This is a genomic window from Kitasatospora papulosa (genome assembly GCF_000717245.1).
GTDB lineage: Bacteria > Actinomycetota > Actinomycetes > Streptomycetales > Streptomycetaceae > Streptomyces > Streptomyces papulosus.
In genome coordinates this window covers 399,516-424,250 of sequence record NZ_JNYQ01000003.1, presented here as the reverse complement: position 1 = coordinate 424,250, position 24,735 = coordinate 399,516, and the positions used below count along the sequence as shown (strand labels likewise).

Below are 24,735 nucleotides of genomic sequence, written 5' to 3'. Positions count from 1 at the left end.
CGAGCTTCAGAACCTCTCCGGGTACACAAGCGCGAGGACGAGGTAGACCAGGAGGGAGACGGCCACGACCAGGCCGGTCATGTTCTCGGCGGTCATAGTTTCGTCACCCCCCTCGCAATGAGGGCCACCAGTGCGAAAACCGCGACCGTGGTGGCGACGAAGGCCAGATCGGCCATCGTGAGCTCCCGTGTGAAGTGAATGAAGTGGATTCGGCCTGGGTGGCCGAACAGAAGTGAATCCCGAGGTCGGCCGTGTGATGCGTGCCGTTGACGTGCTCCATACGGGCGCGTCGAATTTCTTGACGCGGCCCGTACGTGAGGCAGAGCCGCGGCCGCTGCGGAACAGGGGCGGGACTCGGCCGTCACCGCCGGCCACTCCTTTTTCGTGACACCGGCGGCCGTGCGTGCGCCCAGGGGGAGGGGGGAACGGTCAGGCCGCCGTGGAGGGGTACGTACCGACAGCCGGCCGGGAGCTGCTCGGGCCCGGGATCGGATTCGCGCCGGAGCGGACGCCCGGGGACCTCCCCAGGGCGGGCCGTGTCCGTGGGGATGCCCGACGTGCCTGGTGGCGGACGCGAAACTTAGGCAGTTAGGTAATTTGCCTAATACTCCTAGGTAAACGCATAATCGAACCCATCGAAAGGGGAGGTCATGGCAAGAGCAGGTCTCACGGCGGAGCGCCTGACGCGGGCCGGGGCGGAGCTGGCCGACGAGGTCGGCTTCGACAAGGTGACCGTCGCGGCGCTGGCCCGGCAGTTCGGCGTCAAGGACGCGAGCCTCTACTCGCATCTGAAGAACTCCCAGGACCTCAGGACGAGGATCGCCCTGCTGGCCCTGGAGGAGATGGCCGACCGTGTCGCGTCGGCTCTGGCCGGGCGAGCCGGCAAGGACGCGCTCGAGGCCTTCGCCCACGCCTACCGCGACTACGCCAGGGAGCACCCGGGCCGGTACGCGGCAGCCCAGCTCAGGCTGGACCCGGAGGTGGCAGCCGCCAGCGCGGGCGTCCGGCACGCACAGATGACACGCGCGATCCTGCGGGGCTACGACCTGGCGGAGCCGGACCGCACGCACGCGGTCCGGCTGCTGGGCAGCGTCTTCCACGGCTACATCAGCCTGGAGTCGGGCGGAAGCTTCGACCACAGTTCCCCCGGCACACAGGAGACCTGGGCCCGGGTCCTGGACGCCCTCGACGCCCTGCTGCGGAACTGGCCCGCGCCCTGACCCGGGCTCGCGCCCCCACCACCCGATCCCCTACGCACACCTGGACAGGCGACTGACCATGAGCACCCGGCCCCAGCTGACAACCACCCCCCTCACCGAACACCTCCTGCGTGGTGCGCTCGAAGTGGAGCGCACCGCACACGGACTGCTGCCGCACCGGCTGCCCGCCCGTGCCCGCGCCCAGAACACGGACGGCCAGCTGGCCATGGCGGAGGTCCAGCCCTCCGGCGTACGGATCGTCCTGCGCACCCGTGCCACCCTCGTCGAGCTGGACACCCTGCCCACCAAGCGGGTGTACGTGGGCGCACCACCCCGGCCGGACGGCGTGTACGAACTGCTGGTGGACGGCCGTCTCGCGGGCCGGACCGGTGTGAGCGGCGGCAACACCCTCACCATCGACATGGCCGCCGGGACCGCCGAATCCCGGCCGGGCCCGGTGGGCACCGCCCGCTTCGGCGGTCTGTCCGCCGGCATGAAGGACATCGAGATCTGGCTGCCGCACAACGAGACCACCGAGCTGGTCGCCCTGCGCACCGACGCCCCGGTGGAGCCGGTCGTCGCCGCGGACCGTGCGGTGTGGCTGCACCACGGCAGTTCGATCAGTCACGGCTCCGACGCCGACGGCCCCACCAGTACCTGGCCCGCGCTCGCCGCCGCACTCGGCGGGGTGGATCTGGTCAACCTCGGGTTCGCCGGAAGTGCCCTGCTCGACCCGTTCACCGCCCGCACCCTGCGCGACGCGCCCGCCGATCTGATCAGCGTCAAGACCGGCATCAACCTGGTCAACACCGACGCCATGCGCATGCGGGCCTTCACCCCGGCAGTCCACGGCTTCCTCGACACCATCCGCGAGGGCCACCCGGTCACACCGCTGCTGATCGTCTCGCCCATCCTGTGCCCGATCCACGAGACCACGCCCGGCCCCAGCGCTCCGGACCACCGGGCCCTGAGCGAGGGGCGGCTCAGCTTCAGCGCGGCGGGTGACCCTGCCGAGACCGCCGCCGGGAAACTCACCCTGAGCACCGTCCGGGGCGAACTCGCCCGCATCGCCGAGCAGAGGGCGGCCGAGGACCCGAATCTGCACTATCTCGACGGCCGCGAGCTCTACGGCGAAGCAGACTCCGTCGAACTGCCACTTCCCGACGCACTGCACCCCGACGCCGCCACACACCGCCGGATGGGGGAGCGCTTCGCCCGGCTGGCCTTCGGTCCGGGCGGCCCGCTCGCCGTCGCCGCCGACCGAGCCGTTCGGCTGTGAACGGCAGAAGGGCCGGTTGAGAGGCGGGGCACACCAGGGCATTCTGGATTCGAGGTCGCATGTATGTCCGTATGTGACCTGCCCAGGCGGGGAGGACCAGTGATGGGCCCATGAGCAGGGACGGGACGGGTGGTGCGGTCCCGCCATCGGACCGTGGCGAGCCCTCGGAGGTGACCGAGGGGCACCGGGAGCACGCCTACCGGCCGTCCGACGAGGAACGCTGCAGGATCCTCGACCAGCTGCCGGTGCCGGTGGCCTATTTCGGCCGGGACCAGCTGCTCGCCCTGGCCAACCGGGCCGCGGCGGAGTCGGTGGCCAGGCCCGCGGAGTCACTGGTGGGACTGCTGCCCGGTGAGATCGAGCCCGGACTCTACATGGAGGGCGGGCAGGGTCTCGTCGAAGCCATCGAACGGGTGCTGCGGACAGGGCAGGGCGAGCTGTACGAGACCCAGCTCGTGATGGAGGGGAGCGAACACATCCGGCAGGCGGCCATGTCGCCCGTGCGGAACGCCGCCGGCGAGGTCGAGGGAGTGTCCGTGGTGACGCTCGACACCACCGACCAGTTCTGGGCGCGCCGACGTCTGGCCCTGCTGAACAAGGCCGGTATGCGGATCGGCAGCACCCTCGACGTGGGCCGCACCGCCGAGGAGCTGGCGGAGCTTGCCGTCGAGGACTTCGCCGACTTCGTCACCGTGGACCTGCTGTCCGAGGTGGTGGCGGGCGACGAGGCGCGTTCGGTGCTGAACCGTGACTCGATCAGCTTCCACCGGGCGGCCCAGTGCTCCGTCCTCGAAGGGTGCCCCGAGTCGATCGTCGCGGTCGGTGAGACCCATGCCTACGACTCCGACTCCGTGGTGGGCCGCACGCTGATCAAGGGAGAACCGGCGCGCATGGTTCTCGACGAGGTGGCGCTGCGCCGCTGGAGGACGATCGAACCCGTACGGTCGCAGAGCATGCGTGACCACAAGATCCATTCGGTGATGGTGGTCCCGCTGCGGGCACGCGGCGTCATCCTGGGCACCACGCTGTTCTGCCGGCACCGCACACCCGGGGCGTTCGGTGCCGCGGATCTGCAGCTCGCGGCCGAGCTCGTGTCACGTGCCGCCGTCTGCGTGGACAACGCCCGCCGCTACACACGCGAGAGGGCCACCGCGCTCGCCCTGCAACGCAGTCTGCTGCCCCGAAGGGCCGCACGGCAGAAGGCCGTCGAGGTCACCGCACGCTATCTGCCGAACACCGACGGCGCGGGCATCGGAGGAGACTGGTTCGACGTCATCCCGCTGTCCGGCGCACGGGTCGCGCTGGTGGTCGGTGACGTCGTCGGTCACGGTCTCCACGCCTCGGCAACCATGGGCAGGCTCCGTACCGCCGTACGGACGCTCGCCGACGTCGACCTCGCCCCCGACGAGTTGCTCACCCAGCTCGACGACCTGGCGCTCACCCTCGACCGCGAGCAGCCGGCCGACGGCCCCGAGGGCGGGCAGGTCGCCGGGGCCACCTGCCTGTACGCCGTCTACGACCCGGCCACCGGACACTGCACGATGGCGCGGGCCGGGCACCCCGAGCCGGTCCTCACCCGCCCCGGCGGCTCCGCCGAACAGCTGCGGCTGCCTCCCGGGCCACCTCTCGGAGTGGGAGGGCTCCCCTTCGAGTCGGCCGAGTTCGAACTTCCCGAGGACAGCCGTCTCGCCCTGTACACGGACGGCTTGGTCGAGTCGGTCGGCAGGGACACCGGCCAGGCGCTCGCCGAGCTGCGCGATCTGCTCGGCCGACCCGCGCATTCCCTCGACGAGGTCGGCGACACCGTCATGGAGACCCTGGTCCCCGAGCACGCGAACGACGACGTCGCCCTGCTGCTGGCCCGCACCCGGCGCCTGGACGCCGACCACTACACCTCGTGGGACCTCCCGTCCGACCCGGCCGTCGTCGCGGACGCCCGGAGGCGTGTCGCCGCCCAACTCGCGGTCTGGGGACTGGACGACGCGGTGTTCACCACCGAACTCGTCGTCAGCGAACTGGTCACCAACGCCATCCGTTACGGCGGAGATCCCATCCGGCTCCGCCTCATCCGGGACACCGCGCTCATCTGCGAGGTCTTCGACGGCAGCAGCACCGCCCCGCACCTGCGCCGCGCCCGGATGTTGGACGAGGGCGGACGCGGTCTCCTGCTCGTCGCGAGCCTCACCGAGCGCTGGGGCACCCGCTACACCGGCACGGGCAAGGCCATCTGGGCGGAACAGCCGCTGACGGGTGTCGAGGACCCCGGTCCGGCCTGAGCGGGCACAGCCCGTCGAGCGGGAGGGTCAGCAGCCCCCGGTGTCCCGCAGGCTGCGCGGCAGGCAGGACGCCCGCGGCAGGCGGCTCCCCGCACGGGGAGCCGCCTGCCGGAAGGAATCAGACGGCCGGGGCCGGGTAGGTCGGGTACTCGACTCCCGAGACGTGCTGAACCACCCGGATGACCTGGGAGGAGTAGCCGAACTCGTTGTCGTACCAGAGGTAGAGGATCGCGTTGTCACCCTCGACCTTGGTGGCGCCCGCATCGACGATCGAGGCGTGGCGGGAGCCGATGAAGTCGCTCGACACCGCGTCGGGAGCGGTGATGAAGTCGATCTGGCGCCTGAGGGGCGAGGTCAGAGACACGTTGCGAAGGTATTCGAGGACCTCCTCGCGGTTGGTGCCTCGCGCCAGCTGCAGGTTCAGGATCGCGATCGAGACGTCCGGCACGGGGACGCGGATCGAGCTGCCCGTGATCTTCGCGTCGAGGTCGGGCAGCGCCTTGGTCACGGCGGACGCGGCACCGGTCTCGGTGATGACCATGTTGAGCGGCGCCGACCGGCCCCTGCGGTCGGAGTTGTGGTAGTTGTCCAGCAGGTTCTGGTCGTTGGTGAACGAGTGGACGGTCTCCACGTGGCCGCGCAGCACGCCGTACTCGTCCGCCATCGCCTTGAGCGGCGGCACGATCGCGTTGGTGGTGCAGGAGGCGCAGGAGATGATCTGCTCGTCCGGCTTGATCGTGTCCTGGTTGACGCCGTGCACGATGTTGGGGACGTCGCCCTTGCCCGGGGCGGTCAGGACGACCTTCGCGATGCCGGGGCGGAGATGCCTGGACAGGCCCTCGCGGTCGCGCCAGCGGCCCGTGTTGTCGATGAGGATGGCGTTCTTGATGCCGTGCGCCGTGTAGTCCACGGCCGTCGGGTCGTCGGAGTAGATCACCTGGATCTCGTTGCCGTTGGCGATGATCCTGCTGTTCGCCTCGTCGACGGTGATCGTGCCCTGGAACTGGCCGTGGATGGAGTCGCGGCGCAGCAGGGAGGCGCGCTTCACGATGTCCTGCCCGGCGCCCTTGCGTACGACGATGGCGCGCAGGCGCAGGCCGTTGCCCGAGCCGGTCTTCTCGATGAGCAGCCGGGCCAGGAGGCGGCCGATGCGGCCGAAGCCGTAGAGGACCACGTCCCGCGCCTCGCGGCGCTCCGTCTTGTTGTCGCCCGTGGCGCCGGCCACGGCCTCAGCGGTGAAGTCGCCCACCGACAGGCCGCGGTCGTCGCCCCGGTACGCCTCGGCGAGGATGCCGAGGTCGATCTGCGACGGGCCGAGGTCGAGCGCGGTGAGCGCGTGCAGGAAGGGCAGCGTCTCGGTCACCGAGAGCTCCGCGCCGGCTATCTGGCGTGCGAACCGGTGGGTCTTGAGGATGCTGACCACCGACTTGTTCACCAGCGAGCGGCTGTGGAGCAGGATCGTGACGTCCCGCTCCCGGTGCAGCTTTCCGATGATCGGGATCATCGACTCCGCGATCTCCTCGCGAGTCTTCCAATTGGTGAACGAGTCCTCGGTGGCAGTCACAAGTCCATCTTTCGAGCTAGGCGGTGCTCATATGTTAACCACACCCGACTTTTGATCAAGCGTTGGTGCCCTTGGTGCACTCGGCCCAGTCGATTTATCGCTTTGTGGACTGAATATTCCCTGGTCGTGCTCCCTGGGGTGTGTGCTGACGTGGTGAGCGGTCCGGCCGTGCGTGCCGGACGCCGATCGAGCGGCGGGGTCCGCCGGAACGGCCTCCTTCCGGAGCTCAGTGCGTGGGCGGATCCTCCCGGCCCTGTTCGAGGTGGGTGTGCACACGGCGCAGCAGAGAGGTGAACCGGTCGCGTTCCTCTCGGGTGAGCGGGGAGAGGAGATCCGCCTCGGTGGCGGACACCTCGTGGTCGAGCCGGGCCAGGGCGCCCCGGCCCGCCGCGGTCAGCGCCACCTCGATGCGACGGCGGTCGGAGAGGTCCCGGGTGCACGTGACGTGCTCGGCCCTCTCCAGATCGGTCACCGTCCTGGTCAGGTCGCTCTGGTTCATGTCCAGCCGCGAGGCGAGATCACCCTTGGACAGCGGGCCGGTGTCCTCCAGCATGGACAGGACGGTCAGGTGCCGCAGTCGCAGGCCGTGAGCCGTCAGCGCGTCGGTGAGTCTCCGGCGCGCGGCCTTGCCCGTCGCGTACATGAGGTAGGCGTTGAGGTTCAGCACGCTCGGCGGCGTCACGCCGGCGCTCCGGGGGCCGTACGAGGCCCCCGCGGATGTCTGCTGGTGCACGGTTCGTCCTGACGTGGCGGCGGCCGGGAGGGGGCGAGGGGTCATGACCTGCCGGCGAGCTGGTCGCCCGTCGGGACGAACTGCTGCGTGGCGCCCGGCGTCGCACCGTCCTCCGTCCGGACCCGGGTGGTGACCGGCTCGCTCCGGGTCTCCTCGCGGGCGCGCTTGCCGCGAGGGTCCGTCACCGCCGTCGCCCTGTCGTGCGCGGGGTCGAGGAAGGCGTGCGGGGTCCGGTGCCCGCACGTCTGACAGCCGAACATGGCGACCCGCACGTCTTCTCCTCGCAGCAACGACGAAGCTCAGTAAAGCAAGCCTAACCTAAGCCTGCAATGTTCGCCGCCCGCAGGGGAGTTGACGAGACGTCCATGGATCGGTGCCATGACGTGCGGAAGCCCGGCCCGCCGACGTGCTCGGTGGGCCGGGCCGGATCCGTCCGCCTCAGCCGGGAATCCGGCGACGACCGCCCTTCGCGGCGGCCAGCAGCTCGGGAACCGTCGCCAGCTTCACCCTGGGGCGGCCGTCGCGCCGCCCCAGGGCCAGCTCGACGCGCTCGATCTCCGCCAGGCCGCGGGCGTCCACGAGTCGCCGGTTGCGACGCCGCGCGAGCCGCTGGAACGCCCTCGCCCCGTGCTCGGGGGCGGGCAGCGCGCCACCCACGGCGTCGTCCAGCAGCGTGCCCACGGTCTCGGCGGCGCAGGCGCGGTTGGCTCCGATGCCTCCGGAGGGGCCGCGCTTGATCCATCCCACGACGTACGTCCCCGGCCGGCCCGCCACCCGGCCGCCCTCGTGCGGCACGGTGCCCGTCGCCTCGTCGAACGGCAGCCCGGTGACCGGCAGTCCGCGCTGGCCGACGGCCCGCAGCAGAAGTCCTGCGGGGATCTCCCTGCCGTCGGCGCCTTCCGGGCGGCCCGCGCCGTCCGTCACCCGGACCGCGCCCACGGCACCTTCGCCGACCGCCTCCAAGGGCGCCGAATGGAAGCGGAACACGATGCGGCGCCGCCCGGCCGTCGGAGGGCGCGACCAGTCCACCGTCTCCCGTGCCACGTCCCGCAGAAGTGCGGCCCTGTCGCCCGGAGCGGCGGTGTCGATCGCCGCGCCGGTCCGCGCGTCGTGGTCGTCCACGACCAGGTCCACGTCTTGCAGGTGTGTGAGCGCGAGCAGTTCGGACGCGGTGTACGCCGCGTCCTCGGGCCCCCGCCGTCCCAGCAGCACCACCTCGCGCACCGAGCCGGCGCGCAGCGCCGCCAGCGCGTGGTGCGCGATGTCGCCCCTGGCCAGCGCCTCCGGGTCGGAGACGAGGATCCGTGCCGCGTCGAGGGCCACGTTCCCGTTGCCGACCACGACGACCCGCTCCGCGGACACGTCCACGGCGTCCGACGCGACCTCCGGGTGCGCGTTGTACCACGAGACGAACGTCGTGGCGCAGATGCTGCCGGGCAGGTCCTCGCCGGGGATCCCGAGCCGTCGGCCTTCCGGCGCTCCGACGGCGTAGACCACCGCGTCGTGGTGCGCGGCGAGCTCCTCCGGGGTGACGTCCCGGCCCACTTCGAGGCCCAGGTGCATCCGCACCCTCGGATGCGAGTGGAACCTGGCGAACGTGTTCCCGGCCTTCTTCGTGGACAGGTGGTCGGGCGCCACGCCGTAGCGGATGAGCCCGCCCGCGACGGGCAGCCGGTCGATCAGTGTCACCTCGGCCGAGGTGTGCAGCAGCAGGTCCTCGGCGGCGTACATCCCGGCCGGCCCCGTGCCCACCACCGCGACCCGGAGCGGTGCGAAGTCCGAGGGCAGGCTGCGCTCGAAGGAGGGTTCCCCCCACACGTGGAAGTTCGGCCCCTCGGGGTCCTGCCCGGGCTCCCGCCCGGCGAAGCACTCCGCGTTGATCGGACCGTACTCCGCCTGCGCGGCGGGGAGGCTGTCCACGGGGAAGACGGCCTCCACCGGGCACGCGTCGGCGCAGGCGCCGCAGTCGATGCAGGACCTCGGGTCGATGTACAGCATCTCCGTCCGGCCGAAGTCGGGCTCCTCCGGCGTCGGGTGGATGCAGTTGACGGGGCATACCGAGACACAGGTGGCGTCGCTGCAGCACGTCTGGGTGATGGCGTAGGTCATGTCGTCCGCTCAGATCAGATGGGCACGCTTGTAGAACACCAGTGCGGGCTTGGTGAGCAGCCCGGCCGAGGCCAGGAAGTCCATCAGGCCCGAACAGCTGGAGCGCATCATCGACTTGTGGTGCTCGTTGGCCTTCGCCTCGTCCCGCGCCCGCTTCCCGTCGAGTCCGGCGTGGGTGTAGACGTCCTTGTTCACCATGCTGGTGACGATGACGTACGACGCGATCGCGATGACGAGGGCGTTGATCCGGCGCCGCACGGGGCCCGCGCCGCTGAGGTGCCTGCGGGTCTCGGCGCGGGCGAACTTCATGTGCCGTGACTCCTCGACGACATGGATGTTGTTGATGGTGCGGACGAAGGGCACCACCCGCTCGTCCCGCATCCAGTCGCGCTGCATGACGTCCAGGACCTCCTCGGCGACCAGGATCGCCGCGTAGGCCGCCTCCCCGAACGCGAGCGTCTTGAAGGCCCTGCCCAGCTCCACCGCGAACCGGCGCGGCCGGTACGCGGGCGCGCCGAGCTTCTGGGCGCCGCGGGCGAACATGATGGAGTGCCGGCACTCCTCGGCTATCTCGGTGAGCGCCCACTGGACGTCCGCGCTCGTGGGGTCCTTCGCGTAGACGTCGCGCAGGACCATCTGCTGCAGGATCATCTCGAACCAGATGCCGGTACTGGCCACGGACGCGGCTTCCTGGCGCGTCAGTTCCTTGCGTTGCGCCTCGGTCAGCTCGCTCCAGTACGCGGTGCCGTACAGGGTGCTCCACTCCGGGCTCGCGCCGTGGAACTCCTTGTCCAGCGGTGTGTCCCAGTCGACCTCGGTGGCGGGGTCATAGGCCAGCGTGGCGGCCGATTCCAGCAGGCGGCGGGTGAGGTGGTCCTCGGGCGGCCGGTCCTCTGCGTCCGGCCGAACGGTGCTGCTTGCCATGGTGCGGCTCCTCGGTTCGTCAGCGATGTCCTTGGTGCTGTCACATGTGCCTCGAGGGTGACGGGTCGTCATGAACCGTCCTGACGACCGGAGCAGGTGGCAGCGTCAGGCGAAGGGCCGGTGCCGGCCACTGCCGGGCAGCCTTTCCGTCTCCCTTGTTAGACGGAAGGTATAGCAAGGATCGGGGCGGGCCTACCCCCCAGTAAGAAATGTGTGCCGATCCCCGCGACATCTCCTCGCGTGCGCCGGTGCGTACACGTTCCTTCCGTGCGCGGACGGCCTCGAAGAGGCTCCTTGTTCGCCATGTCGAACATTGTTCGCAATTTCAGCGCGAGTCATTGACGCCGCGTTTTCCCGGGCCTACGGTCCCGTCCGAAGTGACGGGCAGGGGTCGAAATATCGAACACTCGCCCTTCTCCTCACGCGTCCCCGGACCTCATCGACGAGTCGAGACGAGCCGCCATGCAACCACCCCTCCTCAGTCGGCGCCGAGCCCTCGCGGGCGGCGCAGGCGCCCTGGCCGCCGCCGGAGCCCTGGGCTCCCTGTCGGGCTGTGCCGCGCCCGCGACCGCCGCGGGCCCGGGGCAGACCCTGCTGCGGTACTGGCATCTGTTCGGCGGCGGCGACGGCGTCAACATGCAGGGCATGCTGGACGACTTCCGGGCCGGACACCCGGACATCGCGCTGGAGGCCTCCACCCTCCAGTGGGGCGCCCCGTACTACACCAAGCTCGGCATGGCCGGTGCCGGCGGCAGGGCTCCCGAACTCGCCGCCCTGCACCTCGCCCGCCTCGCGGGCTTCGCCCCCGGCAGGCTCCTCGACCCGTTCGACCTCGATCTGCTGGCCGAACTCGGCGTGAGGGAGGAGGACTTCCCGCAGGACATCTGGCGCCGGGGCCAGGCGATCGGCAAGCAGTTCGCCGTCCCGCTCGACACCCATCCCTTCGTCCTCTACTACCAGACCGAGGTCTGCGAGAAGGCCGGTCTCCTGTCGGGCGGCCGCCTCAGGCCGGTCAGCGGCGCGGACGACTTCGCCGACGCCCTGCGCGCCGCGAAGAAGGCGACCGGGCAGCCCGGACTGGTGACCGAGACGCTGGGCCCCGACTGCATCACCCCCTGGCGGCTCTTCTCCAGCTTCTACGCCCAGACCGGCGGCACGGTCCTCTCCCCGGACGGCAAGCGCCTCGCGCTCGACGACTCCCGGGCGCTGCGTGTCCTGGAGTACCTGGCCCGGCTCGTCGAGGAGGGGCTGATGGTGCGCCGCGTCGACTACGCGGGGTCCATCGGCGTCTTCAACGGCGGGAAGACCGCCTTCCACCTCAACGGCGAATGGGAGATCACCACCTTCAAGACCACCGGCCTCCCGTTCTCCATGACCCGCATCCCCGCGCTGTTCGGCACGGCGGCCGCCCAGGCCGACTGCCACGCCTTCGTCCTGCCGCACCAGAGGGACCGGGGCGGCGCGACGAACGAGGCGGCGCACACCCTCGTCGCGTGGATGCTGAAGCACTCCGTGGCCTGGGCCCAGGGCGGCCACGTACCCGCGTACCTGCCGGTGCTCGACGACCCCGCCTACCTCGCGCTGAAGCCGCAGTCCGAGTACCGCACCGTGATCGACGACGTGGCGCTGGACGAACCCGCGTGGTTCGCCGGGTCCGCCTCCCGCCTGTGGATCGAGCTGGGAGCCGTGTTCTCGGGGGTCCTCACCGGCTCCCGCAGCCCGCGCAACGCCCTGACCGAGGCCAAGGCCCGGCTGCGGAACCTTCTCGACACCCGCAACCCCCTCCCGGGAGCCGCGTCATGACCTCCACCGCCGCCGCGGCGCCGGCCTCCGTGGCGAAGCCCGACGGGGGAGCGGCGGGGCGCCCCCTCCGAGGCGTGCGCAGGAAGTGGACCGAGCACGGTCTTGTGTTCATCGCGCCCTTCCTCCTCGTGTACGCCCTCTTCCTGGTCTGGCCCCTCGTATCCGGTCTGGGAATGAGCCTGACCAGCGAGAACATCACCGGCTCCGGAGGGGAGTTCGTCGGCCTCGACAACTACGCCGAGGCCGTGCGCGACCCGGACGTCTGGTCCTCGCTGTGGAACACCGTCTGGTTCACGGTCCTGTCCACCGTCCCCCTTGTCGTCGTCGGCCTCGTGCTGGCCCTGCTCGCCCACCAGTTGCGCGTGGTCCAGTGGCTGTGGCGGCTCAGCTGGTTCGCGCCGTTCCTGCTGCCGTCGGGCGTCGTCTGCCTGCTCTTCCTGAACATGATCCTCCCGTCCGGCTTCGGCCTCGCCGACCAACTGCTGGCCACCGTCGGCCTGACACCGGAGATCGGCTGGCTGACCGACGAGCGGTACGCGATGCTCAGCATCGTGGCGACGACCGTCTGGTGGACGGTCGGCTTCAACTTCCTGCTGTACCTCGCCGCCCTCCAGGCCATCCCGGCGCATCTGTACGAGGCCGCCGAACTGGACGGGGCGGGCACCTGGAAGCGTCTCCTGCACATCACCCTGCCGATGCTCCGCCGCACCACCGGCCTGGTCGTGGTCCTCCAGGTACTGGCCTCGCTGAAGATCTTCGACCAGGTCTACATCATGACCGGCGGCGGCCCCGACGAGTCCACCCGGCCGATCCTCCAGTACGTCTACCAGCAGGGCTTCACGGGCTACCGCATCGGCTACGCCTCGGCCGTCTCGTACATCTTCTTCGCCCTGATCCTGACCGTCTCCCTGGTGCAGCCGCTGCTGTCCCGGCGCCGAGCTGAGGAGGCCGCGAAGTGAGCGGTTCCGCCACCTTCACCACCCGCCGCGCCCCGGGCTCCGGCCGGTCCGCGGACGCCGGGGGACGCCGCCCGCGCTGGACGCCCGGCAGGATCGCCCTGCTCGTCGTCGCCCTGCTGCTCACCGCGGCCTGGCTCCTGCCGCTCGCCTGGGCCGTGGCCACCTCCCTGAAACCCGAGGGCGACACGACGAGGACACCGTTCTCCTGGACCGGCTCCCGTGTGACCTTCGACGCGTACAGCAAGGTCTGGGAGTCGGGCGACCTGATGGTCTGGCTCATGAACTCCGCGTACATCTCCGTCATGACCACCCTGCTGACCGTGGTGACCTGCGCGATGGCCGCGTACGGGTTCACCCGCACCGACTTCCGGGGCAGACGGCTGCTCTACGGTCTCGTGCTCGCCGGAATCATGGTGCCGCCGCAGGTCCTCATCGCGCCGCTGTTCCGGGAGATGGTCCAGCTCGGCCTGGTCGACACCTACTGGGGCGTCATACTGCCCCAGGTCGCCGTGCCCGCCATGGTGTTCATCCTGGTCAAGTTCTTCGAGGGCGTACCGCGCGAACTGGAGGAGGCCGCCTTCGTCGACGGCGCCGGTCGCTGGCGGGTGTTCTGGACCATCGTCATCCCGCTGTCCCGGCCCGTACTGGCGGCCGTGGCGATCTTCACCTTCATCTCCACCTGGAACAACTTCCTGTGGCCGTTCCTGGTGACCACCGACCCCGGTGGCATGACGCTGCCCGTCGGACTCGTGAACGTCCAGTCGACCTTCGGGGTGCGGTACGCCCAGATCATGGCCTCGCTCGTGATCGCCGGACTGCCGCTCCTGATCGTCTTCGCGTTCTTCCAGCGGCAGATCGTGCGCGGCATCGCGCACACCGGTCTCGCCGGCCAGTAGCGGTCGGCACACCTGACGGCCCGCCCGTGCGGCCCGTCAGGCGACCCCCGTGCCCCGCGCAAGCAGCAGCGCCACATCGGCCGACGCCACCAGGACCGTCCCCGCGAGCGCCCCCTTGCGCCAAATCCCGCCCCGCCGCGGACCGGCGCACACCGTCGTCACCACCACGGCGCAGACCGCCACCCCGCCGAGGACGGCGACGGCGGGTCCGCCGGGCGCCCCCGGGGGGCCCAGGACCAGCACCGCGGTGGCCCCGGCCAGGGGCAGCGGGAGTAGCAGCCGGGTGCGCGCCGCCCCCAGCCGCTGGGGGAGGCCGCGGACACCCGCCCGCAGATCCGCCTCGATGTCCGGAAGCACGTCCCCCAGGTGTGCCGCCACCCCGAGCAGCGCGCCCCCGGCCACCGCCCACCACGCGGGCCAGGGGCCACCGGGCAGGCTCAGGGCGACCAGACACGGAAGGCTGCCGAAGCCGATCGCGTACGGCAGCCAGGACAGCGGCGTCTCCTTGAGCCTCAGGTTGTACGCCCACGCCGCCACGACCCCGGTCAGATGCGCGGCACCCGCCGCCGCACCGCACGCGATGGACAGGACCACGCACAGCGCCAGCGCCGCGAAGGCCGCGGCCCACACCGTGCCCGGGTCCGACGCGCCCCGGGCGACCGGCTTTCCCCGGCGCCCGGCCTCGGCGTCCCGCAGGGCGTCGTAGGCGTCGTTGCACCAGCCCACCGAGAGCTGCCCGGTGAGCACGGCGGCGGTGACCAGGACCTGACGGCCCGTCCCCGGACCCGAGGCGACCGCGAGAGCCGCCACGAGGACCGTCACCGCCGCCGCCGGACCCGGATGGCACGACAGCGCGAGACCCGCCCACACGTGCGGCAGGCCCGGGGCGCGAGCGGGTGCCGGCGGCCGGTCCGTGGTGTCCACGGAGCCGATCGTAGGGACCCCCGGGGCGTACGGACACGACAGCCGCGCGTGGCATGTGCTCCGATTTGCCCCGCTCTGTAGGCAGTATGTGGCCATGACCTCTCCGAAGCGTTGGCCAGGGTGACCCGGATCGCGGCGGTGCACGGAGTCCTGCCACCGCACCGCCACACCCAGCGGGCCGTCACCGACATGGTGGCGCGCACCTGTCTGCCGGAAGGAGCCGACCGGCGGCTGCTGGACCGGATCCACGCGCACGCCGGCGTGCGCACCCGGAACACCGTGCTGCCGCTGGAGAGCTACGGCCGGCTGGACGGATTCGGGGCGGCCAACGACGTGTTCATCGACGCGGCCGTCGACCTCGGCGCCGAAGCCGTCCGCGGCGCCCTGCGCGAGGCGGGACTGCGGCCCACCGACGTCGACCTGCTGATGTTCACCTCCGTCACCGGCATCGCGGCGCCCTCCGTCGACGCGCGGCTCGTCGGACGCCTCGGACTGCGCCCCGACGTGAAACGGCTCCCCGTCTTCGGACTGGGCTGCGTGGCGGGGGCCGCCGGGGTGGCGCGGCTGCACGACTACCTGCTCGGCCGGCCCGGACACGTCGCGGTGCTGCTCTCGGTCGAACTCTGCTCCCTCACCTTCCAACGCGACGACGCGAGCGCCGCGAACCTGGTGGCGACCGCCCTGTTCGGCGACGGAGCCGCGGCCGCGGTCCTCGTCGGCGCCGGTCACCCGGCGCCGGTGGACGGACCCGAGGTGGTGGACACCCGCAGCCGCCTGTACCCGGACACGCAGCACATCATGGGCTGGGACATCCGGGGCTCGGGCTTCACCGTGGTGCTCGACCCCGCCGTCCCCGACGTCGTACGCCGGTACCTCGCGGAGGACGTCACGGCCTTCCTGGAGGAGCACGGGCTGAAGCCCAAGGACATCGCCCGCTGGGTGAGTCACCCCGGCGGACCCAAGGTCCTGGAGGCGGTCGCCGACGTGCTCTCCCTGCCCGAGGGAGCCCTGGACATCACCCGCTGCTCGCTGGCGGAGACCGGCAACCTCTCCTCGTCCTCGGTCCTGCACGTCCTGCGGGACACGATGCGACAGCGCGGGCCCGAGCCGGGCACACCCGGCCTGCTGATGGCCATGGGTCCCGGATTCTGCTGCGAACTGGTGCTGCTGCGCTGGTAGTCCGGAGGAACGCATGATCTGGTACACGGCCCTCGTCCTGGCCGTCGCCGCCGAACGGATCGCCGAGCTCGTGGTCGCGCTCCGCAACGCCCGCTGGAGCCTGGCCCGGGGCGGCACGGAGGCCGGCCGGGGGCACTACCCGGCGATGGTGGCCCTGCACGCCGCGCTGCTCGTCGCCTGCCTCGCCGAGACATGGCTGGCCGGGCGGCCCTTCCACGCGCTCCTCGGCTGGACCATGGTCGCGGTGGTGGCCGCGGCGCAGGTACTGCGCTGGTGGTGCGTCCGCACCCTGGGGCGCCGCTGGAACACCCGGGTCATCGTCGTCCCCGGGCTGCCCCCGGTCACCGGTGGCCCCTACCGTCGGCTGCGCCACCCCAACTACGCGGCGGTCGCCGCGGAAGGGGCGGCCCTGCCACTGGTCCACGGCGCATGGGTGACCGCCGTCCTGTTCACCGTGTCCAACGCGGCGCTCATGGCCGTGCGTATCCCCTGCGAGGACGGCGCCCTGGCCGGAGCGGACGCGCGCGCGTGATCGACATCCTGGTGGCGGGCGGCGGACCGGCCGGACTGGCGGCGGCGATCCGGGCCGCCACGGCCGGTCTGGAGGCCGTCGTGGTCGAACCCCGCCCCCTGCCCGTTGACAAGGCCTGCGGCGAGGGCATCATGCCCAGCGGGGTGGCCGCTCTGCGCGCGCTGGGGGTCACCCCGGCAGGAAGCACGCTCCGGGGCATCCGCTACGTCGAGGGCCCCCGCCGGGCGGAGGCGGTCTTCCGGGGCGGCCCCGGCCTCGGAGTGCGCCGCACCGCACTGCACGCCGCCCTGCACCGACGCGCCACGGAACTCGGGGTGCGCGTCGTCACGGGGCGGGCGGCGGAGGTGCGCCAGGACGACGACAGCGTCACCACGGCGGGTCTGACGGCACGCTGGCTCGTCGCCGCGGACGGCCTCCACTCCCCGCTCCGCCGCTCACTCGGCCTGGAACGCCCCCGCACCTCACCGCGCCGGTACGGACTGCGCCGCCACTACCGGATCGCCCCCTGGACGGACTTCGTGGAAGTGCACTGGTCGCGCGAGGGCGAGGCGTACGTGACCCCGGTGGGGGAGGAACTGGTGGGGGTCGCGGTGCTCAGCCGTCACCGGCGCTCCCACGAGCAGCACCTCACCGCCTTCCCCGCGCTGGCCCGCACCCTCCGGGGCCTGGAGACGGGCCCCGTACGCGGCGCGGGTCCCCTGCGCCGGGCCGTGAGCGCACCGGGAGCGGGACGGGTCCTGCTCGCCGGCGACGCGGCGGGCTACGTCGACGCGCTCACCGGCGAGGGCATCGCCCTGGCGGTGGCGACCGCGTCGGCGGCGGTCGACTGCCTCGCGGCGGGCCGGCCCGAGGCATACCCGGCCCGGTGGAAGCGGCTGACGCGACGGCACCGCCTGCTGACCGGGGCCCTGCTCGCAGCCGCGGGGCACCCGGCGACCGCCGGGCTGATCGTGCCCGCCGCGCACCGGCTGCCCGCGCTGTTCGGCGCGGCGGTGCGAGCCCTGCAGTAGCCCCTCCGGCGCGGGAGGCCCCGCCCGCTCTGCCATCCTGTCCGGGTGCCGTCCACACCCCGAACACCGCAGCCCGTCACCCCCGACCCGCCGTACCCGTCGATGAACCCGCTGATGACGCAGTCCTGGCTGGACCTCGCGTTCCTGCACTGGGCGGCCGACCCCGCGGACGTGGCGCCGCTGCTGCCCGACGGAACCGTGCCCGACACCCTGGACGGAGTCACCTACGTCGGACTCGTGGCCTTCCGGATGCACCGCATCGGCTGGTTCCGCCTCCCGGGCATCCCCTACCTGGGCACCTTCCCCGAGACCAACGTCCGGCTGTACTCCCGGGACGCGCACGGCAGGCGGGGGGTCGTCTTCCGCTCGCTCGACGCCTCCAGACTCATCCCCGTGGCGGTCGCCCGGACCGTGTTCCGGCTGCCCTACGTATGGTCCCGGATGACGGTCCGGCGCGACGCCGACACCTTCACCTACACCAGCAGCCGGCGTCTCCCCGGGCCCCGGGGCGCCCACAGCCGGATCGTCCTGCGCGCCGGCGCACGCATCGAGGCGCCCAGCGGGCTGGAGCACTTCCTCACCGCGCGCTGGGGCATGCACAGCACCCTGCGCGGGCGCACGATGTACCTTCCCAACGCACACCCCCGCTGGCCCCTGCACCGCGCGCGACTCCTGGAGTGCGACGAGAGCCTGGTGACGGCGGCGGGCCTGCCGGCACCCGTGGGCGAACCGGCGAGCGTCCTGTACTCACCCGGGGTCCCGGTGCGCTTCGGCCGCCCCGCCCGCCCGGAGGAGTGACAACGGTCCCGGCGGAGCCCCCGGCCGGGCGTCCGGCGCATGTCGTGGCCCCGTCCTGTCCCGCGCCGCCCTTAGTCTCGCCGCCACGGAACAGGACGAAGGGGCGGGAGCGGCATGCGTGGAGTGGCCCGGCTGCTGTGCGGACGCCGCACCAAGTGGCTCGTCGTGGTGCTGTGGCTCGTCGTCCTGGTCCTCGCGGCACCGCTCGCGGGGAAACTCATGGGCGCCCAGGACAACGACGCGGCCTCCTGGCTCCCCAGCAGTGCCGAGTCCACGCGCGTCTGGGAGGAGTCCAAGGAGTTCCGCCCCGAGATCATCACCGCCATCGTGGTGTACGCCCGCGAGGGCGGCCTGACGGCGGCGGACCGCGCCCGGATCACCGAGGACGAGCGGCGGCTCACGACACTGAGTGCCCACGGGGTCCGGGGCGAGGAGACCCGCGGTCCGCTCTACGACACGAGGACCGCACCCTCGGCCGCCCAGATCTTCGTGCCGATCACCATGGACGAGAAGGGCTGGGAACGGATCGGCCCCGCCGTCGACTCCGTACGGGACATCGTGGGGGACGGCGGTGGAGGGCTCACGGTCCACATCACGGGCCCCGGCGGGGTCGCCGCCGACTCGTCCGACGCCTTCTCGGGCATCGACTCGACCCTGCTCCTCGCCGCGCTCGCCGTGGTCATCGTCATGCTGCTGATCACGTACCGCAGCCCGTCGCTGCTCGTGCTCCCCGTGGTCTCGGTCGTCGCCGCGCTCCTCACGGCGCAGGCCGTCATCTATCTGCTCGCGGCACACGCGGGACTCACCGTGAACGGTCAGAGCGCGGGCATCCTGACCGTGCTGGTCTTCGGCGCCGGCACGGACTACGCCCTGCTCCTCGTCGCCCGCTACCGCGAGGAGCTGCGCCGCCACGAGGACCGTCACGAGGCCATGGCCCGCGCGCTGCACCGCGCCGGGCCCGCCGTGCTGGCCAGCAGCGGCACCGTCGTGCTGAGCATGCTCGTCCTGCTGGCCGCCGAGATGAACTCGACCCGGGGCCTCGGACCGGTGGCCGCGATCGGGGTGGCCATCGCGCTGATCGCCATGCTCACCCTCCTCCCCGCGCTGCTGGTGATCTTCGGACGCTGGGTCTTCTGGCCGGTCGTCCCGCACTTCGGCACGCCGGAGCCCACCGAGCACGGGTTCTGGGCACGGACCGGGCAGCGGCTGGCCGTCCATCCGCGCAGGATCTGGGTGGGCACCGCCCTGGTGCTCGCCGCACTGTCCCTCGGGCTCGTCCAGCTGCGCGCCGCCGGGCTCAGCAACGCCGACTCCTTCCCCGGCACACCGGACTCCGTCGCCGGACAGGAGATCCAGGAACGCTACTTCCCGGCCGGCGCCGGCAGCCCCCTCGTCGTCATCGCGGCGGCGGACCGGAGCAGTCAGGTGCGCGCCGCCGTGGAGAGGACCCGCGGGGTGCTGCCCGGATCCCTCGTCGTGCCGCCCGGCACCCGACCCGTGCACGAGGGCAGGGCCATCTTCGAGGCCACCCTCACCGACGCCGGGGACAGCGACGCCGCGGAACGCACCGTCGAGCGCGTCAGGAACGCCGTGCGCCCGATCGCCGGCGCGGACGCGCTCGTGGGCGGCGACACGGCGGCGGCCCTCGACATGGACCACGCCACCCGCCACGACAACGTGCTGATCATCCCCCTCGTGCTGCTGGTCGTACTGATCATCCTCGCGCTGGTGCTGCGCGCCCTCCTGGCGCCCCTGTTGCTGATCGCCACGGTGGTGCTGTCCTTCGCCGCCGCACTGGGCGTGAGCGCCCTCGTCTTCCGCCATGTGTTCGACTACGCGGGGGAGACCACGGACTTCCCGCTCTTCGTGTTCGTGTTCCTGGTGGCGCTCGGCATCGACTACAACATCTTCCTGACCACCCGGATCCGCGAGGAGGCCCTGCACCAGGGCACCCGCGCGGGCGTGGTCACCGGGCTCGCCGCCACCGGGGCGGTCATCACCTCGGCGGGCCTCGTCCTGGCCGGCACCTTCGCCGCACTCGGGACCCTTCCCGTGGTGGCCTTCGCGGAGATCGGCTTCGCCGTGGCCCTGGGCGTCCTCCTGGACACCCTGGTCGTCCGGTCCGTACTGGTCACCTCCCTCTTCCTGGACATCGGACCGCGCGTCTGGTGGCCGCACCGGCTCGCCCACGAGGACGGCGGGGCGGAGCGCGGGACCGCGGGCGTCTGAGGGGCCTGCCCCGGTCCGTGCGGCTACGGAGGTCGTGGCGCACGGCTCGCCCGGCGTATGACCAGGGTGTAGAAAGGGGGGCATGGCCGGACGCTACGGCCGCCCGCGTTCGTTTCTCCGCATGAGAAGCCTCGCTGGTCAGGTCTTCCTCCTGCAGGTGGCGATCGTGGTGCTCCTCGTCGCTGCCTCCGCGACCGCGCTCGTGCTGCAGTCCCACGCGGACAGCGAACGCGAGGCACGCAACCGCTCGGTCGCCGTGGCGGAGGCCTTCGCCAGCGGCCCGGGCATGGAGGCCGCGCTCAAGAGCCCCGACCCCACGGCCGTGCTCCAGCCGAAGGCCGAGGAGGCGCGGAAGGGGTCCGGCGTCGACTTCGTCGTCGTCCTGAACCTGAACGGCGTGCGGTACACCCACCCGCTGCCCGACCGGATCGGCAAGAAGTTCGTCGGCGAGCTGGCACCCGCCCTCGACGGCCACGTCGTGACCGAGAAGATCGACGGGACGATCGGCCCGCTGGTCCAGGCCGTGGTGCCCGTGAGGGGCGCGAACGGCGAAGTGGTGGGCCTGGTGTCCGCCGGTATCACCATCAGCAAGGTCAGCGGTGTCGCCGAGGACCAGTTCCCGCTCCTCTTCGGCTCCGCCGCAGGGATACTGCTGCTCGCCATGGGAGGTACGGCGCTCGTCACCCGGCGTCTCGACCGTCAGACACACGGCCTCGGCCCCACCGAGATGACCCGGATGTACGAGCACCACGACGCCGTCCTGCACGCCGTGCGGGAGGGCGTGGTGATCGTCGGTGGCGACGGACAGCTCCTGCTCGCCAACGACGAGGCACGACGGCTCCTGGGCCTCGGCCCGGACGTCGAGGGCACGCCCGTCGCCGAGCTGGGACTCGACCCGGTGATCGCCACCCTGCTGATCTCCGGACGCACCGCCACCGACGAGGTCCACTCGGTGGGCGACCGGCTCCTCGCCGTCAGCCAGCGCGCCACCGACCGGGACGGCGGACCGCCCGGCAACGTCACGACCCTGCGGGACACCACGGAGCTGCAGGCCCTCACTGGCAAGGCCGCCACCGCACGCGGCAGGCTGAAGCTGCTCTACGACGCGGGCACGGAGATCGGTACGGCCCTCGACGTCATACAGACGTGCGAGGAGCTGGCGGAGTTCGCCACCGTGAGGTTCGCCGACTACGCCACCGTGGACCTGGCCGAGGGCGTGCTGCGCGGGGAGGAGCCCACGGCCGTCCGCGCGACCACCGACGGCCTGCGGCGTTCGGCGTTCAGCGGTACCCGCGACGACACCGGTCTTCATCCGCTGGGCTCGGTCATCCGGTTCCTGCCGTCCACGGACATCGGCGCCGGTCTGCTCAGGGGCCGGTCCGTCCTCGACACCGACCTGGCGTCGCGCTCCGGCTGGCAGCAGCAGGACCCGGAACGGGCCGAGCGCATGGTGGAGTGCGGATTCCACTCGCTGATAGCCGTCCCGATACGCGCCAGGGGCGTGGTCCTCGGCGTGGCCATGTTCTGGCGCGCGCAGCGGCCCGAGCCGTTCGAGGACGAGGACCTGTCGGTCGCGGAGGAGATCGTCGCCCGCGCCGCGGTGAGCATGGACAACGCGCGCCGCTACTCGCGCGAGCACAACGTGGCGGTCACCCTGCAGCGCAGTCTGCTGCCGCAGGGGCTCCCCGACCAGAGCGCCATCGACGCCGCCTACCGCTACCTCCCCGCACAGGCCGGACTCGGCGGGCTGGGCGGTGTCGGCGGCGACTGGTTCGACATCATCCCGCTGCCGGGAGCCAGGGTCGCCCTCGTGGTCGGTGACGTGGTCGGTCACGGGCTCCACGCCGCCGCCACCATGGGACGCCTCCGCACCGCGGTGCACAACTTCTCCAGCCTGGACCTGCCCCCCGACGAGCTCCTGTGGCACCTGGACGAACTGGTGAACCGCATCGACCTGGACGAGTCGGCCAACGGCTCCGACGGAGCCGGCGTCACCGGAGCCACCTGCCTCTACGCGATCTACGACCCGGCGTCCGGGCGCTGCACCATGGCGCGGGCCGGCCACCTCCAGCCCGTGATCGTCAACCCGGAGGGCGAGGCCGTCTTCGCGGACGTGCCGGGCGGCCCGCCGCTGGGGCTCGGCGGCATGCCCTTCGAGACCCTCGACGTACAGCTCGCGCAGGACAGCCGGCTGGTGCTCTACACCGACGGGCTCGTCGAGGACCGGCGCCGCGACATCGACGAAGGGCTCGAACGGCTGCGCCGGACCCTGTCCGGGCACCCCGACCGGACCCCCGAGGAGACCTGCGAGGCCGTCCTGCGCGTCCTGGTGCCCACCAGGGCCCGTGACGACGTCGCGCTGCTCGTCGGCCGCACCCGCCGCCTCGCCCCGGAGAACGTGGCCGAATGGGACGTTCCCTCGGACCCCTCGGCGGTCGCCCGCGTCCGTTCCGACGTCTCCCGCACGCTGACCGAGTGGAACCTGGTGGAGGAGGCGTTCACGACCGAGCTGATCCTCAGCGAACTGGTCACCAACTCCATCCGCTACGCCACCGGACCCATCCGCGTCCGGCTGATCCGGGACAGGACGCTGATCTGCGAGGTGTCCGACCGCAGCAGCACCTCGCCCCACCTGCGCCAGGCGGCCAGCATGGACGAGGGAGGCAGGGGCCTGTTCCTCGTCGCCCAGCTGGCCGAACGCTGGGGCACCCGCTACACCGACGACGGCGGCAAGGTGATCTGGACGGAGCAGGTCCTGCAGCCCGGGGCCGGCGGGCCGCTGTGACGCGGTGCGCTCCGGTCAGCCCTCCGAGACCGCCGGGCCGCGGACGCAGTGCAGGAAGAGATGGGGTTCGGGTACGGCTCCGGGACCGTCCGGAGTGAAGACGGTCCGTTCCTCGTCCACGACGTCGAGCCCGGCACCCGTGGCCATCGCCCTGAACGCCTCGGGACCGAAACTCGTCACCCGTACCTCCTGGCCCATGAAGACCGCGTCCACGTCCTGCACGTCCAGCGGTACGGTCGCCAGCACCAGATGCCCGCCCGGCCTCAGCGCCCCCGCCAGGCGGCGCACGAGCGAGGACTGCTCGTCACGCGACATCTGCAGCAAGGAGAAGTAGACGCAGACCGCGTCGAAACCCTCCTCCTCCAGCGGCAGCTCCCTGATGTCGGCACAGCGGAAGGAGGCCTCGGGAACCCGGCGCGACGCCAGTTCCACCATGACGGGCGAGACGTCGACACCCAGCACCTCGTGCCCGGCGGCCGCCAGGGTGTGGGCCGTCGGCCGGCCGGTACCGCTGCCGACGTCCAGAACCCTGCTGCGCGGGCTCAGCCGCGCCAGCAGCCGGTCCAGGGAGCCACGGTGCGCGGGCGAGCCGGCGAAGGCCCGCTCGTAGTCGGCGCCGATGGCGTCGAACGCCTCGGCCGCCGCGTGCTGCCGGCCATCGGCCATGAGAACCTCCCCTGCCGGAACGGAACTACGGGATACGGGCGACCGCGACGTAGACGCCGCTCAGCTCCTGCTCGGGCGCAGGCGTGCCGCGGAACCACTCGGGAGCCGTCACCAGGCCCGGCTCGACGATGTCCAGACCGTCGAAGAAGCGGGCGAACTCGGCGCGGGTGCGCAGCGCGAGCCGGATGCCGCCCTTGCCGTACTCGGCCGCGCCCTGCTCCCCGCGCTCGGGGTTCACGTCCGAGGCGCCCTGGGACAGCACCACGTAGCTCCCGGGTGCCAAGGCGGCCGCCAGCGTGCGCACGATGGCCCGCGGGTCGACGTCGTCGGGGAGGAAGTGGAGCAGCCCCAGGAGCGAGAGGGCGATGGGGCGGTCGAAGTCCAGGACCTTGCGGGCCGCCTCGAGGATCGTTGCGGGCTCCAGGACGTCGGCGTGCACGTAGTCGGTGGCCCCCTCCGGATGGCTGATCAGGAGGGCTTCGGCATGCCGCAGGACGATCGGGTCGTTGTCGCAGTAGACGACCCGTGCCCGCGGATCGATGCTCTGGGCGATCTGGTGCAGGTTCGGCGCGGTCGGGATCCCCGTGCCTATGTCGAGGAACTGGCCGACCCCCTCACCGGCCAGCCAGGCCGTCGCGCGGTTCATGAAGGCACGGTTCTGGAAGGCTCCGGCCTTCGCCTCGGCCGGCAGCTGTTCGGCCACGGCCTGGTCGACCGGGTAGTTGTCCTTGCCGCCGAGCAACGAGTCGTAGACGCGCGCCGAGTGGGGCCTGCTGGTGTCTATCGGGGGGTGAGGTGTCCCGGACGTCATGACGAGCTCCGTTGCAGATGAGGTGGGCCGCTCCACCTGCGAAGTCTGCCACAGCAACC

The 24,735-nt window shown here is 71.9% G+C and carries 21 protein-coding genes; 12 read left to right on the top strand and 9 right to left on the bottom strand.

The window, feature by feature from the left end:
• Positions 1 to 6 precede the first annotated feature (6 nt).
• Entirely contained in the window at positions 7 to 96 is a 90-nt protein-coding gene (gene kdpF, locus IA22_RS34920) for a K(+)-transporting ATPase subunit F (RefSeq protein WP_033248102.1), read from the bottom strand.
• A gap of 554 nt (positions 97 to 650) precedes the next feature.
• On the opposite strand from kdpF, the gene IA22_RS0110335 reads away from it, so the two are divergent.
• The 3 genes from IA22_RS0110335 to IA22_RS0110325 all read left to right on the top strand — a co-directional run bounded on the left by IA22_RS0110335 (position 651) and on the right by IA22_RS0110325 (position 4,754).
• A complete protein-coding gene (locus tag IA22_RS0110335; RefSeq protein WP_015575988.1) occupies positions 651 to 1,220 on the top strand; it encodes a TetR/AcrR family transcriptional regulator in 570 nt (189 codons plus the stop codon).
• A gap of 58 nt (positions 1,221 to 1,278) precedes the next feature.
• Positions 1,279 to 2,478 carry a GDSL-type esterase/lipase family protein gene (locus IA22_RS0110330; RefSeq protein WP_030123411.1) on the top strand — a complete coding sequence of 400 codons (1,200 nt, stop codon included), beginning with the start codon at positions 1,279 to 1,281 and terminating at the stop codon, positions 2,476 to 2,478.
• 110 nt (positions 2,479 to 2,588) lie between these two features.
• Positions 2,589 to 4,754: a SpoIIE family protein phosphatase gene (locus tag IA22_RS0110325; RefSeq protein ID WP_030123410.1), complete on the top strand. Its 2,166-nt coding sequence runs from the start codon at positions 2,589 to 2,591 to the stop codon at positions 4,752 to 4,754.
• A 118-nt stretch (positions 4,755 to 4,872) separates the two neighbouring features.
• On the opposite strand, the gene IA22_RS0110320 is transcribed toward IA22_RS0110325, so the two are convergent.
• The 5 genes from IA22_RS0110320 to IA22_RS0110300 all read right to left on the bottom strand — a co-directional run bounded on the left by IA22_RS0110320 (position 4,873) and on the right by IA22_RS0110300 (position 10,084).
• On the bottom strand, positions 4,873 to 6,318 hold the full coding sequence (locus IA22_RS0110320; protein WP_015575986.1) for a glyceraldehyde-3-phosphate dehydrogenase: 1,446 nt from the start codon (positions 6,316 to 6,318) through the stop codon (positions 4,873 to 4,875).
• A gap of 226 nt (positions 6,319 to 6,544) precedes the next feature.
• Positions 6,545 to 7,051, bottom strand: a complete 507-nt coding sequence (locus tag IA22_RS0110315; protein WP_234434490.1) for a MarR family winged helix-turn-helix transcriptional regulator — start codon at positions 7,049 to 7,051, stop codon at positions 6,545 to 6,547.
• A gap of 41 nt (positions 7,052 to 7,092) precedes the next feature.
• Positions 7,093 to 7,323, bottom strand: coding sequence for a hypothetical protein (locus tag IA22_RS0110310; RefSeq protein ID WP_030123409.1), 231 nt, complete (start codon positions 7,321 to 7,323; stop codon positions 7,093 to 7,095).
• 166 nt (positions 7,324 to 7,489) lie between these two features.
• Positions 7,490 to 9,160 carry an FAD-dependent oxidoreductase gene (locus IA22_RS0110305; protein WP_030123408.1) on the bottom strand — a complete coding sequence of 557 codons (1,671 nt, stop codon included), beginning with the start codon at positions 9,158 to 9,160 and terminating at the stop codon, positions 7,490 to 7,492.
• 9 nt (positions 9,161 to 9,169) lie between these two features.
• Positions 9,170 to 10,084 carry an AurF N-oxygenase family protein gene (locus tag IA22_RS0110300; RefSeq protein ID WP_014157849.1) on the bottom strand — a complete coding sequence of 305 codons (915 nt, stop codon included), beginning with the start codon at positions 10,082 to 10,084 and terminating at the stop codon, positions 9,170 to 9,172.
• Positions 10,085 to 10,546: 462 nt separating this feature from the next.
• On the opposite strand from IA22_RS0110300, the gene IA22_RS0110295 reads away from it, so the two are divergent.
• From IA22_RS0110295 to IA22_RS0110285, 3 genes are read left to right on the top strand one after another with little or no spacing between them, the layout of a single operon-like run.
• The gene (locus IA22_RS0110295; protein ID WP_015575981.1) at positions 10,547 to 11,887 is read left to right on the top strand and encodes an extracellular solute-binding protein; all 1,341 of its coding nucleotides are present in this window, start codon (positions 10,547 to 10,549) and stop codon (positions 11,885 to 11,887) included.
• Positions 11,884 to 12,846 (top strand): carbohydrate ABC transporter permease, encoded by a 963-nt coding sequence (locus tag IA22_RS0110290; protein ID WP_015575980.1) that lies wholly within the window; start codon positions 11,884 to 11,886, stop codon positions 12,844 to 12,846. Before IA22_RS0110295 ends, IA22_RS0110290 begins: the two co-directional genes overlap by 4 nt.
• Positions 12,843 to 13,742, top strand: coding sequence for a carbohydrate ABC transporter permease (locus tag IA22_RS0110285; RefSeq protein WP_015575979.1), 900 nt, complete (start codon positions 12,843 to 12,845; stop codon positions 13,740 to 13,742). Before IA22_RS0110290 ends, IA22_RS0110285 begins: the two co-directional genes overlap by 4 nt.
• A gap of 36 nt (positions 13,743 to 13,778) precedes the next feature.
• On the opposite strand, the gene IA22_RS0110280 is transcribed toward IA22_RS0110285, so the two are convergent.
• The gene (locus IA22_RS0110280; RefSeq protein ID WP_038272089.1) at positions 13,779 to 14,666 is read right to left on the bottom strand and encodes a UbiA family prenyltransferase; all 888 of its coding nucleotides are present in this window, start codon (positions 14,664 to 14,666) and stop codon (positions 13,779 to 13,781) included.
• A gap of 120 nt (positions 14,667 to 14,786) precedes the next feature.
• On the opposite strand from IA22_RS0110280, the gene IA22_RS0110275 reads away from it, so the two are divergent.
• The 6 genes from IA22_RS0110275 to IA22_RS0110250 all read left to right on the top strand — a co-directional run bounded on the left by IA22_RS0110275 (position 14,787) and on the right by IA22_RS0110250 (position 23,199).
• Positions 14,787 to 15,845 (top strand): type III polyketide synthase, encoded by a 1,059-nt coding sequence (locus IA22_RS0110275; RefSeq protein ID WP_030123406.1) that lies wholly within the window; start codon positions 14,787 to 14,789, stop codon positions 15,843 to 15,845.
• Positions 15,846 to 15,858: 13 nt separating this feature from the next.
• On the top strand, positions 15,859 to 16,377 hold the full coding sequence (locus IA22_RS0110270; RefSeq protein WP_030123405.1) for an isoprenylcysteine carboxyl methyltransferase family protein: 519 nt from the start codon (positions 15,859 to 15,861) through the stop codon (positions 16,375 to 16,377).
• Complete coding sequence (locus tag IA22_RS0110265; protein WP_030123404.1) at positions 16,374 to 17,387, top strand: NAD(P)/FAD-dependent oxidoreductase; 1,014 nt, start codon at positions 16,374 to 16,376, stop codon at positions 17,385 to 17,387. Before IA22_RS0110270 ends, IA22_RS0110265 begins: the two co-directional genes overlap by 4 nt.
• Before the next feature lie 45 nt (positions 17,388 to 17,432).
• Positions 17,433 to 18,185 carry a YqjF family protein gene (locus IA22_RS0110260; protein ID WP_030123403.1) on the top strand — a complete coding sequence of 251 codons (753 nt, stop codon included), beginning with the start codon at positions 17,433 to 17,435 and terminating at the stop codon, positions 18,183 to 18,185.
• 114 nt (positions 18,186 to 18,299) lie between these two features.
• On the top strand, positions 18,300 to 20,414 hold the full coding sequence (locus IA22_RS0110255; protein ID WP_030123402.1) for an MMPL family transporter: 2,115 nt from the start codon (positions 18,300 to 18,302) through the stop codon (positions 20,412 to 20,414).
• A gap of 82 nt (positions 20,415 to 20,496) precedes the next feature.
• A complete protein-coding gene (locus IA22_RS0110250) occupies positions 20,497 to 23,199 on the top strand; it encodes a SpoIIE family protein phosphatase (RefSeq protein WP_030123401.1) in 2,703 nt (900 codons plus the stop codon).
• Positions 23,200 to 23,214: 15 nt separating this feature from the next.
• Here the strand turns inward: IA22_RS0110250 and IA22_RS0110245 are convergent, their stop codons facing one another.
• A complete protein-coding gene (locus tag IA22_RS0110245) occupies positions 23,215 to 23,865 on the bottom strand; it encodes a class I SAM-dependent methyltransferase (RefSeq protein WP_015575972.1) in 651 nt (216 codons plus the stop codon).
• Between the two features lie 25 nt (positions 23,866 to 23,890).
• Positions 23,891 to 24,676 (bottom strand): SAM-dependent methyltransferase, encoded by a 786-nt coding sequence (locus tag IA22_RS0110240; RefSeq protein ID WP_014157861.1) that lies wholly within the window; start codon positions 24,674 to 24,676, stop codon positions 23,891 to 23,893.
• Between the last annotated feature and the right edge of the window lie 59 nt (positions 24,677 to 24,735).